Source organism: Cutibacterium nasicola, from assembly GCF_051303185.1.
GTDB lineage: Bacteria > Actinomycetota > Actinomycetes > Propionibacteriales > Propionibacteriaceae > Cutibacterium.
This window is the reverse complement of sequence record NZ_JBPPGE010000001.1, coordinates 708720-721329: the sequence shown is the minus strand read 5'-3', so window position 1 is coordinate 721329 and position 12610 is coordinate 708720. Positions and strand designations below refer to the sequence as shown.

Here is a 12610-nt window from a genome sequence, read left to right as displayed (position 1 = left end):
TCATGCCCGTCACCTCGTCATTCCTTCGCCGCGCCCTCGTGGCGTCGGTGTTTTCCACCCTCCTGCTCGCGGGATGTGCCGGTGCCCCCAAGGATTCCGCGTCCTCACCATCGGCTTCCGCCTCCGTATCGGCTTCTGGATCGGTCACCATCACCAACTGCGGTCAGCAGGTCACCCTTGACAAGCCTGCCACGCGGGCGGTGACCCTCAACCAGGGAGCCACCGAGGACGTGCTGGCCATCGGCGGTGAGTCCAAACTCGTCGGCACCGCGTACCTTGACAGTGACATCCCGACGAAGTGGAAGAAGGCCTATGACTCGGTCGAGGTGCTCTCCAAGGAATACCCGTCCAAGGAGACCTTCCTTGCTGCCAAGCCTGATCTGGCACTGTCGTCGTATTCCAGTGCCTTCACCGACAAGGCTGTCGGTACCCGCGATGAGCTGAAGAAGCAGGGAATTGCCACCTATATCAGTCCCTTCGGCTGCCCGAAGGGCACGCCGTCAGTCGAGGCGACCTGGGACAACGTCTGGAAGGAGATGCGCGAGGTCGGAACCCTGATCGGCGCCAAGAAGGCTGCTGACAAGGCTATTTCCGAGCAACGCGATGCCCTCGAGGAGGTCACCGGGAACAAGCACGGCACCGGTACGTCCATCGTGTGGTTCGACTCCGGGGACAAGACCCCGTTCATCGGTGCCGGTCATGGCGGTCCGCAGCTCCTCATGGATGCGGTGGGTGCCAAGAACCTGTTCGCCAGTCTGGACGGCGGTTGGTCAGACGGCTCCTGGGAGAAGATCGTCGCATCCAATCCTGACGTCATCGTCGTCGCCGATGCCAGCTGGTCCACGGCGACGTCGAAGATCGACTATATGAGGAAGGACCCCGTCCTCAGCCAGATGAAGGCCGTCAAGGAGAACAAATTCGTCACCGTGCCGTTCTCCCAGAGCACCCCTGGTGCCGAACTCGTGGACGGTGCCAAGACTCTCAATGACGGTCTGGCGAAGATCGCCGGCAAGTGAGTCGCTGGCGCAGCTGGCTGATCGTCGCCGGCTTCATCATCGCCCTGGTCGGTAGTGTCCTCGTGGTGCTGGGAATCGGGGCGGTGCACCTTCCTGTCCATGACGTCGCGAAGGTGATGGCCCGACGATTCCGCCTCATCGAGGGTGCCGACGTTACTATTCTCGACGATCAGATCGTCTGGCAGCTGCGGGCCCCGCGTGTCATCGGGTCAATGGCCGTGGGTGCCCTGCTGGCGATGTGTGGCGCGGTGTTGCAGACCCTGACGGGTAATGACCTGGCTGATCCTTATCTGCTCGGCATCTCCAGTGGAGCCTCGGTCGGTGCGGTCTTCGTCCTTATCGTCGGGATCTCCAGCGCTCTGGGGCAGTCCGTCCTCATGGCACTGGCCTCATTCGGTGGGGCGGTCGGAGCCCTGATCATGGTGCTGGCCATGGCCACTGGCAAGTCCGGGGAGTTACCCGCCAGCCGGACGATCCTGGCTGGGGTGGCCGTCGGACAGTTGTGCGGGGCGGCGGTGTCCATGATGATCATGGTGTTCGGCGAGTCGAACGCCGCTCGATCAGCCTTGTCCTGGACCCTCGGGTCGTTCACCGGTTTGAGATGGGGATCGACGATCACCCTGGCCGTCGCCACCGTTCCGGCCCTCATCGCCGGGATGGCGTTGTGCCACACCCTTGACGCTTTCGCCTTTGGCGACGTCAGCGCGATGTCCCTGGGAGTACCGGTCAACGCTGTGCGCTGGATGATCATGGCGGGCACCGCGTTGCTGACCGCTCTCAGCGTCGCCTTCGTCGGTCCCATCGGCTTCGTCGGTCTGACGGTTCCGCACATCGTGAGGTTCTGGACCGGGCCACGGCACGCGCGGCTGTTGCCGGCATCTGCCCTCGCCGGGGCTCTGCTCATGGTGTGGTCAGACACCGCAGCGAGGTGCTTGCGCCCTGACACCGAGATCCCGGTCGGGGTCGTCACGGCGGCTGTCGGAGCCCCGGTGTTGGTCGTTCTGCTACGTCGTCAGGCGTCTCGATCATGACATCGACGGCAACCGCTCTGCGGGCCGAGAACCTCGGGTGGGACGTCGATGGCACGACGATCCTGTCCGGGATCAACGTGGAGATTCGGCCGAATACCGTGACGATGGTCATTGGACTGAACGGATCTGGGAAGACGACCCTGCTGCACCTGCTGGCGGGGTTGCGGAAGCCCAGCGCGGGACGGGTGTGGCTGGGGGAGCGGGACCTGGCGAAGATCGGTGCCAAGCAGCGCTCCCGGACGATGGCCCTTCTCGAGCAGAATCCTTCGGCCCACGTGGAACTGACGGTGCGCGACGTCGTCCAGCTGGGTCGTATCCCGCACCTGGGAGGTTGGGGGATCGGCAGCGTGAATCGTCGGAGGGGGCGTGACTGGGAGGTCGTCGAGAACGCGATGGCGTCGACCGGGATTGCTGATCTTGCCGATCGAGCGTGGTCGTCCCTCTCAGGAGGAGAGAAGCAGCGGGTCCAGTTGGCCCGAGCCCTCACCCAGGAACCTGAGATCCTGCTCCTGGATGAACCCACGAACCATCTCGACCTGCGTCACCAGATTGACCTGCTGGAGAGAGTGCGCGGGCTTGGTCTGACAACGGTGACCGTCATCCACGATCTTGACCTGGCCGTTGCCTACGCAGATGACCTCATCGTGCTGGACTCGGGCCGGATGGTCGCGGCAGGGCCGACCTCCGAGGTATTGACCCCTGACCTCGTCCGCGACCATTTCGGGGTTGACGGCGAGGTCTGGTCAGATTCCAGACGTGGATTCACCTGGCGGAGGTTGCAGCCGTGACGACGCGCATCGCTGTCTCGCTGCGCTGGGAGGATGCCTGTGACGAGGCCAGCGCGGAAGTGGTGGCCCGTCACGTGGTTGCCGACCGGAGTGCATGCTTGCAGGGCCCTGGCCCAGCGCTCGCAGATGTTCTTGACGCCGTTGACGACGACCGGGTCGAGCTTGTCGGATGGAGTCGCGGCGACGGACCGGTGCCGCTGTCCTGGCTTCGGCGGGTTGCTGGTCAATGGGTGCGTGGTCATGAGAACGGGCCAACCGTTGTCGTGCACGTCGGGGTTGTCCGTCCGAATCAGGAACTCCGTGGCCAGTGGCGAACCGTGACAGGCGCCGAAGCACCGTTGCACAGCCCGGCCTGGCAGGATTTCCCCTCTTTCCGACATCATCTGCTCACCTGTCGAGGCCCTCGCTGCAGCGCGGCCGGCGCCGCTGACCTACACGCACGTCTTCAGGAGAAACTGGCACAGGCACACGCCCTGGACACGGAGGTTCTCGTCACGGTGACGGGGTGCATGTTCCCATGCAATCATGCCCCTCTCATAGTGGTGTGGCCGGATGGTGAGTGCATCCAGGTGACCGAGGACAACCTTGATCGCATCGTGTCGGACCTGACCGGGCCCTCCCGTCACTGACACGAAAGCCCGGTGGTAGGGGTCAGCAGCATCGTGCCTGGGGATTGCGGTCCTGACGGTCACACTGGTCACGCCAGAAGGCCTTCTCCGGCATCGGCTCGTGACCCGTGCGTCGACACCACTCGAGGTAGTTGTCGTAGGCGTCAGCTCCGGTGACCCCGCGCACCCACCACCGCAGCGACGACCAGCATCGTCGCCACAGTGGATCGGTGGGCAGATGTCGTGGTGCGTCGGTCACGCATGCTCCTTGTGAACGTGCTCCAGGTCAAGCTCGGGATGAGTCTGGTAGAACTTGTCCCACTCGGCCTGAAGATCCTTTTCGACCTTGTTGGCGACGAGGCCACTGGGTGCGAAGAGTTGGGACGGCCTGGCCGGATCCTCGGTGTTGATGATGTTGTGGCCGCGCAGTGCCTGGACGGTGCGGATGCAGGCCACGATCATGACGATGAGAGCGCAGATGACGAAGACGATCGACATCGTCCCCTGGATGGCGGTGTTACCGACCACGGTGTGCATCTCGTTGATGTTCTTGGCCTGGCCGAGCGAGGTCTTGCCGGCGGCAATGGCTCGCTTGTACGTCATGTGGTTGGCCCAATAACCGATCTTCGGGTCGGGGGAGAAGATCTTCAGCCAGGAGCCGTACACCGTGATGACGGCGGTGAAGAGCGTCGGCACGAAGATGATGAGCAACCTCCACGTGTGACCGGCGCGGGCGAACACGACCAGGCAGATTGACAGGGCGACGGCAGCCAGCAGCTGGTTCGCGATGCCGAAAAGCGGGAAGAGGGTGTTGATGCCGCCCAGCGGGTCATTGACTCCCATGAGCAGAATCGATCCCCAGCCGGCAACCATGATCGCGGTTGTGAGCCAGGAGCCGACCTTCCAGGAGTGGTCCTTGAGATGCGGCCAGAAGTTGCCCAGGGCGTCCGAGAGCATGAACCGGGCGACACGCGTACCGGCATCGACTGAGGTGAGGATGAACAATGCCTCGAACATGATCGCGAAGTGGTACCAGAAGCTCATCATGGCCGGGCCACCGAAGAGCTGACGCATGATCGTCGCCAGGCCCACTGCAAGGGTCGGTGCGCCACCGGTACGACTGATGATCGACGTCTCGCCGACGAGTTTGGCCGTCGTCGTCAGGGAGGTGGCATCGGTGTGCACACCCGACAAACCGAGTGAGTTGACGTAGGCCACCGCGCTCTGGACGGTGTTGCCCGTCGCTCCGGCGGGTGAGTTCATGGCGAAGTAGATGCCACGGTCCACCGACAGGGCAGCCACCAGGGCCATGATCGCGACGAAGGACTCCATGAGCATGCCGCCGTAACCGATGAAGCGTGCCTGGGACTCCTTCTCGATGAGCTTCGGGGTAGTACCTGAGGAGATCGTCGCGTGGAAACCAGACAGGGCGCCACAAGCGATCGTCACGAAGAGGAAGGGGAACAGTTTTCCGGAGAACACCGGGCCGGTACCGGTGTGGGCGTACACCGTCATGGCTGGGACGGTGATGACCGGTCGGACGACGACGATCGAGACGGCCAGCATCGCGATGACGCCGACCTTCAGGAAGGTCGAGAGGTAGTCACGGGGAGCCAGCAGCATCCAGACGGGGAGTACTGCGGCGATGAATCCGTAGAGGATGATGGCCCAGGCCAGGAACAGCTTGCTCAGGTGGAGTGTGCTGGCGATGGCGGTGTTTTCGATCCAGGCTCCCGAGGCGATGGCCAGTACCAGCAGGACGATGCCGATGAGGGAGACCTCGAGCACCTTGCCGGGGCGCAAGTGACGCAGGTAGAAGCCCATGAGAAGGGCGATCGGAATCGTCAGACCGACGCTCCACACTCCCCATGACGAGGCGGCCAGCGAGTTGACGACGACCATGGCGAGGATGGCCACGATGATGAGCATGATCGTCAGAGTGGCGACCAGGGCAGCGATGCCGCCGACACGTCCCAGTTCGTCCTTGGCCATCTGGCCCAGGGACCGTCCGCCACGCCGCATGGAGATGACGAGGACCAGGTAGTCCTGCACGGCACCGGCGAGGATGACGCCCACGATGATCCAGATCGTGCTCGGCAGGTAGCCCATCTGAGCCGACAGCACCGGGCCGACGAGAGGGCCGGCACCCGCGATGGCCGCGAAGTGATGGCCGTAGAGGATGCGGCGATCCGTGGGCACGAAGTCCCGGCCGTTGTAGTCATACTCGGCTGGGGTGGCTCGTTCGTCGTCGGGATGGACGAGTTTGTCCTGGATGTACTGTGCGTAGAACCGGTAGCCGATGAAGTACGAGCCGACGGCGGCGAAGACGAACCAGATGCCGTTGACGGTTTCGCCCCGGTGGATGGCGAGCATCCACCACCCGAGTCCGGCGATGAGGCAGATGATCACCCAGAGGATGACCTTGCCGGGCGTCCAGGCGTCGTGCTTGGCGCGATCCCCCGCGCTGATGTGTGTTGGGGGTCGATCGTCGCGACTGTCTGCGGTGGCTGGGTGAGTCTGTGAACTCATAGGTTGACCTCTGTGTCGATTGGTCGTGGCACCGCGCAGTGCCATTGGCATCGGTGAGGTTACCTTAATGTTTACTCATGGTGGAACAGCGCACACGAGAACACGATCGAAGCCCCGGGACCATGGCTGGTTCCGGGGCTTGTCAAAGAGGTATTGGGTCAGTCGAGGGTGGTGAGGATGCGCCCTCCAGCCTTCTCGATGACGAGAGTTTGTTCGAATTGGGCGCACCTGGAGCCGTCATTGGTGAGGACCGTCCAGCCGTCGTCCCACTGATGATTGGACTGGTCACCGAGAGTGAGCATCGGCTCGATGGTCAGCGTCATGCCCTCCTCGAGGGTGACGTCGTAACGCGGCTCGTCGTAATGGAAGACGACAAGGCCGGAGTGGAAGGCACTGTGGACCCCGTGCCCGGTGTAGTCGCGCACCACGCCGTACCCGAATCGCTTGGCGTAGTTCTCGATGATGCGACCGATAATGGAGATCGAACGACCAGGCTTGACAGCCTTGATGGCGCGGTTCATGGACTCCTCGGTGCGCTTGATGAGGTCGAGGGACTCCTGATCAACGTTGCCGCACGGGAAGGTGTAGCAGTTGTCGCCGTGTACGCCGTTCTTGTAGGCCGTGACGTCGATCTTGACGATGTCGCCGTCCTCCAACGGGCGGGTGTCGGGGATGCCGTGGCAGATAACCTCGTTGACGCTGGTGCAGCAGGACTTGGGGTAGTTGCGGTAGTCGAGGGTCGACGGGTAGGCGCCGTGGTCGCACATGTACTCATGGGCGATACGGTCGAGCTCGTCGGTGGTGACTCCCGGTGCCACCGCCTTGCCGGCCTCGTGCATGGCACCGCACGCGATCCGACCGGCCTCCTCCATGGCGGCGATCGTCTCTGGGCTCTGCACGTGGGAGCCGTCGTAGGTTTCCGAGACGTCGCCCAGACCCACGTATGGGGGACGGGCAATGCTGCCGGGGACGTGACGACGGGGGCTCTGGGGATACGGCTTGATGGCACTCACATCAATTCAGTGTAGGTCGTGCAGCCAGGATCTGGGCATCAGCGATGAGTGCTGGCTCTCTTCTGGTCTTCGGTGATCGCGTCGTCTTGTGCGTCGAGGTGCCGGGCAATTCCCGATGTCACATATGCTCCCCGGGGCGGTGCAGGGCAGCGAAAATCTCAGCCGAACTTGGGTGGGTGAGCTCCTGGTCATGACGTCCGTGCGCGAGCACGATCACCCGGTCCGCTGTCGCGGCAATATCAAGATCGTGGGTCACCATCACCAGCGACGTCGATGGGGTCACCGTGTGCTGTAGCAGCTCCAAGACGGTGTCTCGGACGGTTACGTCCAGCGAGCCGGTCGGCTCGTCGGCGAACAGGACCTGGGGTTTGCGCACCAGGGATCGCGCGATGGCTACTCGCTGACGTTGGCCACCGGATAGCTGATTGGGGTACTTACCGGCACAAGACGTGAGTCCGACTGTTTCCAGGGCATCCATGATGTCGCGCCTACGGGGTTTCATCCCGGTGAGACGGGCCGGCAAGGCAACATTGTCGCGTACGTTCAAAGAACTGATGAGGTTGAGGTCTTGGAAGATGAACCCGACATGGTCGCGGCGGATTCGTGCCAACCGTGATCTGCCTGCCGAGCCCAGATCATTTCCGGCCAGGCTGATCTGACCGCTGTCGGCTGCGACGAGTCCACACAAGCAGTACAAAAGGGTCGATTTCCCGGCCCCTGAGCTACCGACAATGGCGACGAATTCGCCTGGATGGGCATCAAAATCGACGCCTTTGAGAACGTCTACACGTTGGGAGCCGCGACCAAATCCTTTGTGCACGTCGCGTGCGCTAATCAGTGCCGTCATGAGCGCGATCCCAAGACGACGGCGACCGGCTCCCGGCGCATACCAGATGTCGTGATCATGAGGAGCATGACGAGGGTCAGGGAGATACCAAATGCCACGACGGCGGCGGCCTTCCAGTCAGGAGCCTGAATTGGTACTGAACCTGCTGGTCCAGCAGACAAAGCGGTTGCCATGGCGATCTCGTTGGTGATGACGATTGCGTACGAACACACCAGGCAGATCACGGCATAGATTGCGGTTTCGACGAAGATCTTGGTCCGGATGTCACGAGTCGTGGCTCCCGATACGGCAAGCAGTGCGTTGTCACGGCGTCGGTGGGACGCGGTAGCGAACACGATTGAGGCCGCGCATACGCACGCCACGATGAGTGGGCCACCGAACAACAAGGCCATCAATCGTGGTGGGGCTGAAACTGAATCCGTCCCGGGGGCGCTGGTGTCCATGACCGTTGCCACCACCTTGATCCAGCTGGACATGACGCCAACGGCGGCGGCTGCCAGGGTGATGGGCACGATGAGGGCACGAGTGAGTGCCGGTCTGGCAGCGGCTTCGCGGGAGGCGAGGAATCCAGGGATTCCAGCAGGGACAGCCTTCATCGTCACCGTCAGGAAGCGCGTCACCGGCCCGGCGACCACTGCGAATATCAGGCAGTCCAGTAGGCCCATTCCCGGATAGGACGTGAGGAGTTCGGCCACCTGCTCGGGGTTGGTCACTCGATCCGTGCGGCCAATCACAATGTAGAGCGTCACTGCCCCGGCGGTGAGCGTGAGCGCTGCCATCGCAGTAGCAATTTTGACGCCTACCGTGGTGTGCGCCGGAGTGTCTTGCTGGGAACTTGCGACCAGATTCGCGCGAACAGTCTTCTTTGCCGATCTGAGTCCTGACAACAGGCTTACAACAGCCGTTGTCGCCACTCCGATGACCGTTGCCGGGGCAGGTAGCGGTCCAGCGAGCACATCGCTGTGCGGCAGTCCACTGCCATCAACGAGGCTGGCATAGCCGGGCCAGAGCGCCACGGCGACTAACGCTCCGATCAGCCCCGAGATCACCGTGACGAGCACGACCTCGATAGCCATGATGGCCAAGGCGGCGGCTGGCATGACGCCGACGATCTGCCACAATGCGACGTCCCGACGTTGCAGTCCGACACAGATGCTTACCACGAGTCGGAAGGATGCCAGCCCAGTAAGCACGGTGAATCCCAATGAGACCCCTCCCATTGATGCATAGGCTTCTTGGGCCTCTCCCTGGGTGCTCGCCCCGGCGACGACAAGGCCGAGGCTCAGCGTCACTACCACCATGAGCACTACCGAGGCCACGATGAGAGTCAGCCATGATGTCGCGCCTTTGATGACCGAATTCATGGCAATTCTGAAGGTCATGAAGCTTCACCAATCGAAGGAAGGGGCGTGTGGGGCTTGAATCGTATCAATCGGGGGTGAGGAGAACTCATGGCTGACGGGCAGGAAGGCTTCTGGTGCTCATGGCACCACACCGTTGAAGGGGCTGACCACTGTCAGGCTGCCGATCGCCCCGGCCGATACTCGAACCTGCAAACGGCGGCTGAGGCATTGGAGACAATGGAAGCGCGCGACGACGTCTGGGACAATGATCCGCAGTTCAACGATCTGGAAGATGAGTGAGTTCTCAGCCCACTGTCAGTGATTCTCTGGCGTGATCGACTTGAGCTTGGCGGGCGGAGTCCCCGATCGTGGCTGAATTGAAATACATGCCAAGGAAGTCGGTCTCGTCGGTGTCGACAACCACCACGTCGACAACGTCACCACGCACTTGTGGCAGATTCGGCAGCGTCACGTAGATCTCGTTGCGCTTCCACCAGGCCGAATGACCATCAATCGTGAGGGCTTCCGAGCGAAGCTCCTTCTCACCGGTGTAGCCCATGTAGTAGTCAGAGCTGGCGAAGCAGTCCATCATCATCGATGCCGCGGTCTGGGGATCGGAGAATCCCTCTGCGACCGGCAGGCCACCGACCCCGGACACGCTCATCCAACCGGGGTAGACGTCATCAATCTGCGCCGACTGACCCATCACCCACGGCAGAACCAGGTTCTGGTGACGCCAGTTGGGGATGGAGTCCACCGAGACGCCACCACCATGCAACCGGCCGTCAGTGGTGTCCGAGTCCCCGGGGTGCTGGCCTTGCGGACAAGTGACCGCCGAGGAGCTGGCCGACGGGGTGCTCGACTTCTCGTTCCACGCCGAGATGGTCGGTGAGGAGGAATTGAGATCGGGTTCTGCGTGGTGCTCGGATGCCGTGTGTTGTCGCAGACCGAGAGCAGCAATGACGGCGACGATGAGCACCACGACGATGAGTGCCCACACCCAGCCCGAACCGCGGCCACCATTGTTGCCAGGCTTCCGCCTTCCGCTGCGTTGCGGAGAAGGCTCTGGGGAGGTGGCGGTGCGGTCCGTCCAGCGCTCGCCGTCGAACCAGCGATAGCGATCTGGGGTGCCATCAGGATCTCGATACCACCCTGCCTGAGGACCCGAAGCCATGTCGGTAGTCTACCGAGACGTTTCAGCGCGCTTGTTACCCGCTCGAAACACGCGCCATGCACACTGGAGGGGTGAGCAGGCAGAATGATTTCGTCCTGCGTTCCATGGAGGAACGCAATATTCGTTTCGTGAGGCTGTGGTTCACCGACGTCCTGGGATCACTCAAGTCCGTCGCCATCGCCCCCGCTGAGGTCGAGGGTGCTTTTGCCGAAGGCGTCGGTTTCGACGGTTCGGCTATTGAGGGTTACGCCCGCGTCTACGAGGCAGACATGGTGGCCCATCCTGACCCGGCCACCTTCCAGGTGCTGCCGTGGCGCTCGGGCACCGGCACCGCTCGGATGTTCTGCGATATCACCAATCCCGACGGCACGGCCTCGGCAGCAGATCCGCGTCACGTCCTCAAGAAGACGATGGCCCGGGCCGCTGACATGGGGTTCACCTTCTACGTGCACCCGGAGATCGAGTTCTACCTGCTCAAGGAGGAGCACCAGCCTGGTGGGGCTCCCGTCGCCCTCGACAACGGCGGCTACTTCGATCACACCACCCTGGGCGCGGGCACCGACTTCCGTCGTGACGCCATCAACGTTCTGGAGCAGATGGGTATCTCGGTGGAGTTCAGTCACCACGAGGCCGCTCCCGGTCAGCACGAGATTGATCTGCGTTACGCTGACGCCCTGACGATGGCCGACAACATCATGACCTTCCGCGTGGTCATTCGGGAGATCGCCTCCCTCAAGGGCATCAAGGCCACCTTCATGCCCAAGCCCTTCACCAACCACGCCGGATCGGGAATGCACGCCCACGTCTCCCTGTTCGAGGGCGACACCAATGCCTTCTACGACGTGGCTGACGAGTTCCGCATGTCGCCGGTGGCCAAACACTTCGTGGCGGGCCTGCTTCACCACGCTCCGGAGATCACCGCCGTCACGAATCAGTGGGTGAACTCGTATCGACGGCTCTCGGGCGGGGGGGAGGCCCCCAACTACATCTGCTGGGGACGTAACAACCGCTCGGCCCTCGTCCGGATCCCGATGTACAAGCCGGACAAGGCGTCGGCGGCGCGGGTTGAGCTGCGCTCCATTGATTCGGCTGCGAACCCGTACCTGGCCTATTCCTTGGTACTGGCTGCTGGTCTGGACGGTATCGAGAAGGAGCTGCCGCTTCCAGAGGAGGCCTCCGACGACGTCTGGCAGCTGTCGGCTCGGGAGCGCCATGCCCTCGGTATCAAACGGCTGCCACAGAGCCTGGGTGCCGCCATCCGGTGCATGGAGGAGTCCGAGCTGGTGGCCGAGACCCTCGGCGAGCACGTCTACGACTTCTTCCTGCGCAACAAGCGGGCGGAGTTCGAGGAGTACAACCGACAGGTCAGCCAGTTCGAGTTGGATCGTTATCTGCCCCACCTGTGAGCGAGAGGCCGATCAGTCCTCGGCGAGGATCTTGTCGAGAACTCCGGCCATGTTCACCACCGGCAGGATGTCGGCGACGTCGTCGACGTGGGACCCGGAAGCCTGGACCCGTCTTGCCTCGCGCATCTCTTGCCAGTGGGAGAAGCCAGTGGCCAGCTGCAAGAAGGTGACGGGATCCATCTCGGCAACATTGGGAGGGGTCCCACGGTGATGGTTCGGTCCCGACTCGGTGGCCGCCAACTGGACCGCACAGGCCGGGGGCACCCGCAGCTCGATGGTGCGTCCGCCGTGGGACTCGTCAAGGACGGTTGCGAGCGTCCGGCAGCTCTCGGTGATGGCGACCGACGCGACGTCGCCCCCGTCGTGTAGGCCCATGGCAACCATGGCAAGCAGGGTTGCTCGCAGATGGTCAGTCACACGGACCGGGCCGACGAGGGACTCCACCGTCGCCGAGGGGCCCGGAGAGGCCAGCAGAACCGATTCGACCTCGCTGAGAAGATGCTGGCCCTGACTGGCAAGGCGGGTGGCGGTGTCGTTGGCGACGACGTCATCGCCGATTGTCGTCAAGGTTCCAGCGGCCTTGCGACGTTCGTCGACCACTCTGGCCAGGGTGATCGGCCTGATCGTCGTCGGGGTGGTGACGGTCTGCAAGGTGTCGGTGAGGATGACCATGAGGTGGGCGATGTGGTGACGTCCCCACAGTCGCGCATCGGCAGGACCGGGAGTCCCGCTCGTGGCCGGCGGCAGCAACGAGCGGGCGGTGGCCACCCATGTCGTCGCCAACCGCCTCACGCCGCGTTCTGTGCGTGCTGCCATGATCGTCACCTCAAGGACACTAGGAGAAGCTAGTTGCAG

Annotated in this window: 13 protein-coding genes and 1 pseudogene; 6 read left to right on the top strand and 8 right to left on the bottom strand. The window is 63.0% G+C overall.

Going from position 1 to position 12610, the window contains the following annotated elements; all coding sequences use genetic code 11:
• Positions 1-2: 2 nt before the first annotated feature.
• From ACSJJT_RS03420 to ACSJJT_RS03405, 4 genes are read left to right on the top strand one after another with little or no spacing between them, the layout of a single operon-like run.
• Positions 3-1016 (top strand): ABC transporter substrate-binding protein, encoded by a 1014-nt coding sequence (locus ACSJJT_RS03420; protein ID WP_435916925.1) that lies wholly within the window; start codon positions 3-5, stop codon positions 1014-1016.
• Positions 1013-2047 (top strand): FecCD family ABC transporter permease, encoded by a 1035-nt coding sequence (locus ACSJJT_RS03415; protein WP_435916924.1) that lies wholly within the window; start codon positions 1013-1015, stop codon positions 2045-2047. The genes ACSJJT_RS03420 and ACSJJT_RS03415 overlap by 4 nt, the downstream gene beginning before the upstream one ends.
• A complete protein-coding gene (locus ACSJJT_RS03410; RefSeq protein WP_435916923.1) occupies positions 2044-2835 on the top strand; it encodes an ABC transporter ATP-binding protein in 792 nt (263 codons plus the stop codon). Before ACSJJT_RS03415 ends, ACSJJT_RS03410 begins: the two co-directional genes overlap by 4 nt.
• A complete protein-coding gene (locus tag ACSJJT_RS03405; RefSeq protein ID WP_435916922.1) occupies positions 2832-3464 on the top strand; it encodes a (2Fe-2S) ferredoxin domain-containing protein in 633 nt (210 codons plus the stop codon). Before ACSJJT_RS03410 ends, ACSJJT_RS03405 begins: the two co-directional genes overlap by 4 nt.
• 22 nt (positions 3465-3486) lie before the next feature.
• Here the strand turns inward: ACSJJT_RS03405 and ACSJJT_RS03400 are convergent, their stop codons facing one another.
• The 5 genes from ACSJJT_RS03400 to ACSJJT_RS03380 form a co-directional block, all read right to left on the bottom strand.
• Positions 3487-3702 carry a CstA-like transporter-associated (seleno)protein gene (locus tag ACSJJT_RS03400; RefSeq protein ID WP_435916921.1) on the bottom strand — a complete coding sequence of 72 codons (216 nt, stop codon included), beginning with the start codon at positions 3700-3702 and terminating at the stop codon, positions 3487-3489.
• A complete protein-coding gene (locus ACSJJT_RS03395; RefSeq protein ID WP_435916920.1) occupies positions 3699-5972 on the bottom strand; it encodes a carbon starvation CstA family protein in 2274 nt (757 codons plus the stop codon). Before ACSJJT_RS03395 ends, ACSJJT_RS03400 begins: the two co-directional genes overlap by 4 nt.
• A gap of 158 nt (positions 5973-6130) precedes the next feature.
• Positions 6131-6871 (bottom strand): type I methionyl aminopeptidase, encoded by a 741-nt coding sequence (gene map / locus ACSJJT_RS03390; protein ID WP_435917062.1) that lies wholly within the window; start codon positions 6869-6871, stop codon positions 6131-6133.
• A 232-nt stretch (positions 6872-7103) separates the two neighbouring features.
• A complete protein-coding gene (locus ACSJJT_RS03385) occupies positions 7104-7832 on the bottom strand; it encodes an ABC transporter ATP-binding protein (protein WP_435916919.1) in 729 nt (242 codons plus the stop codon).
• Positions 7829-9214 (bottom strand): FtsX-like permease family protein, encoded by a 1386-nt coding sequence (locus tag ACSJJT_RS03380; RefSeq protein ID WP_435916918.1) that lies wholly within the window; start codon positions 9212-9214, stop codon positions 7829-7831. Before ACSJJT_RS03380 ends, ACSJJT_RS03385 begins: the two co-directional genes overlap by 4 nt.
• Positions 9215-9283: 69 nt before the next feature.
• On the opposite strand from ACSJJT_RS03380, the gene ACSJJT_RS03375 reads away from it, so the two are divergent.
• On the top strand, positions 9284-9475 hold the full coding sequence (locus ACSJJT_RS03375; RefSeq protein WP_435916917.1) for a hypothetical protein: 192 nt from the start codon (positions 9284-9286) through the stop codon (positions 9473-9475).
• Positions 9476-9479: 4 nt separating this feature from the next.
• Here the strand turns inward: ACSJJT_RS03375 and ACSJJT_RS03370 are convergent, their stop codons facing one another.
• Together ACSJJT_RS03370 and ACSJJT_RS03365 are read right to left on the bottom strand one after the other, a co-directional pair.
• On the bottom strand, positions 9480-9881 hold the full coding sequence (locus ACSJJT_RS03370) for a hypothetical protein (RefSeq protein WP_435917061.1): 402 nt from the start codon (positions 9879-9881) through the stop codon (positions 9480-9482).
• A gap of 396 nt (positions 9882-10277) precedes the next feature.
• A pseudogene (locus ACSJJT_RS03365) lies at positions 10278-10349 on the bottom strand (hypothetical protein); the annotation flags it as partial.
• A gap of 104 nt (positions 10350-10453) precedes the next feature.
• On the opposite strand from ACSJJT_RS03365, the gene glnA reads away from it, so the two are divergent.
• The gene (glnA, locus tag ACSJJT_RS03360; RefSeq protein ID WP_435917060.1) at positions 10454-11755 is read left to right on the top strand and encodes a type I glutamate--ammonia ligase; all 1302 of its coding nucleotides are present in this window, start codon (positions 10454-10456) and stop codon (positions 11753-11755) included.
• Between the two features lie 12 nt (positions 11756-11767).
• Here glnA and ACSJJT_RS03355 read toward each other — a convergent pair whose 3' ends face one another.
• Positions 11768-12571, bottom strand: coding sequence for a sterol carrier family protein (locus tag ACSJJT_RS03355; protein ID WP_435916916.1), 804 nt, complete (start codon positions 12569-12571; stop codon positions 11768-11770).
• Between the last annotated feature and the right edge of the window lie 39 nt (positions 12572-12610).

Coding starts and splice junctions, on each gene's coding strand:
- ACSJJT_RS03420 (WP_435916925.1), top strand. CDS start 3: ATGCCCGTCACCTCGTCATTCCTTCGCCGCGCCCTCGTGGCGTCGGTG.
- ACSJJT_RS03410 (WP_435916923.1), top strand. CDS start 2,044: ATGACATCGACGGCAACCGCTCTGCGGGCCGAGAACCTCGGGTGGGAC.
- ACSJJT_RS03395 (WP_435916920.1), bottom strand. CDS start 5,972: ATGAGTTCACAGACTCACCCAGCCACCGCAGACAGTCGCGACGATCGA.
- ACSJJT_RS03385 (WP_435916919.1), bottom strand. CDS start 7,832: ATGACGGCACTGATTAGCGCACGCGACGTGCACAAAGGATTTGGTCGC.
- ACSJJT_RS03380 (WP_435916918.1), bottom strand. CDS start 9,214: ATGACCTTCAGAATTGCCATGAATTCGGTCATCAAAGGCGCGACATCA.
- ACSJJT_RS03375 (WP_435916917.1), top strand. CDS start 9,284: ATGGCTGACGGGCAGGAAGGCTTCTGGTGCTCATGGCACCACACCGTT.
- ACSJJT_RS03370 (WP_435917061.1), bottom strand. CDS start 9,881: ATGGGTCAGTCGGCGCAGATTGATGACGTCTACCCCGGTTGGATGAGC.
- glnA (WP_435917060.1), top strand. CDS start 10,454: ATGGAGGAACGCAATATTCGTTTCGTGAGGCTGTGGTTCACCGACGTC.
- ACSJJT_RS03355 (WP_435916916.1), bottom strand. CDS start 12,571: ATGGCAGCACGCACAGAACGCGGCGTGAGGCGGTTGGCGACGACATGG.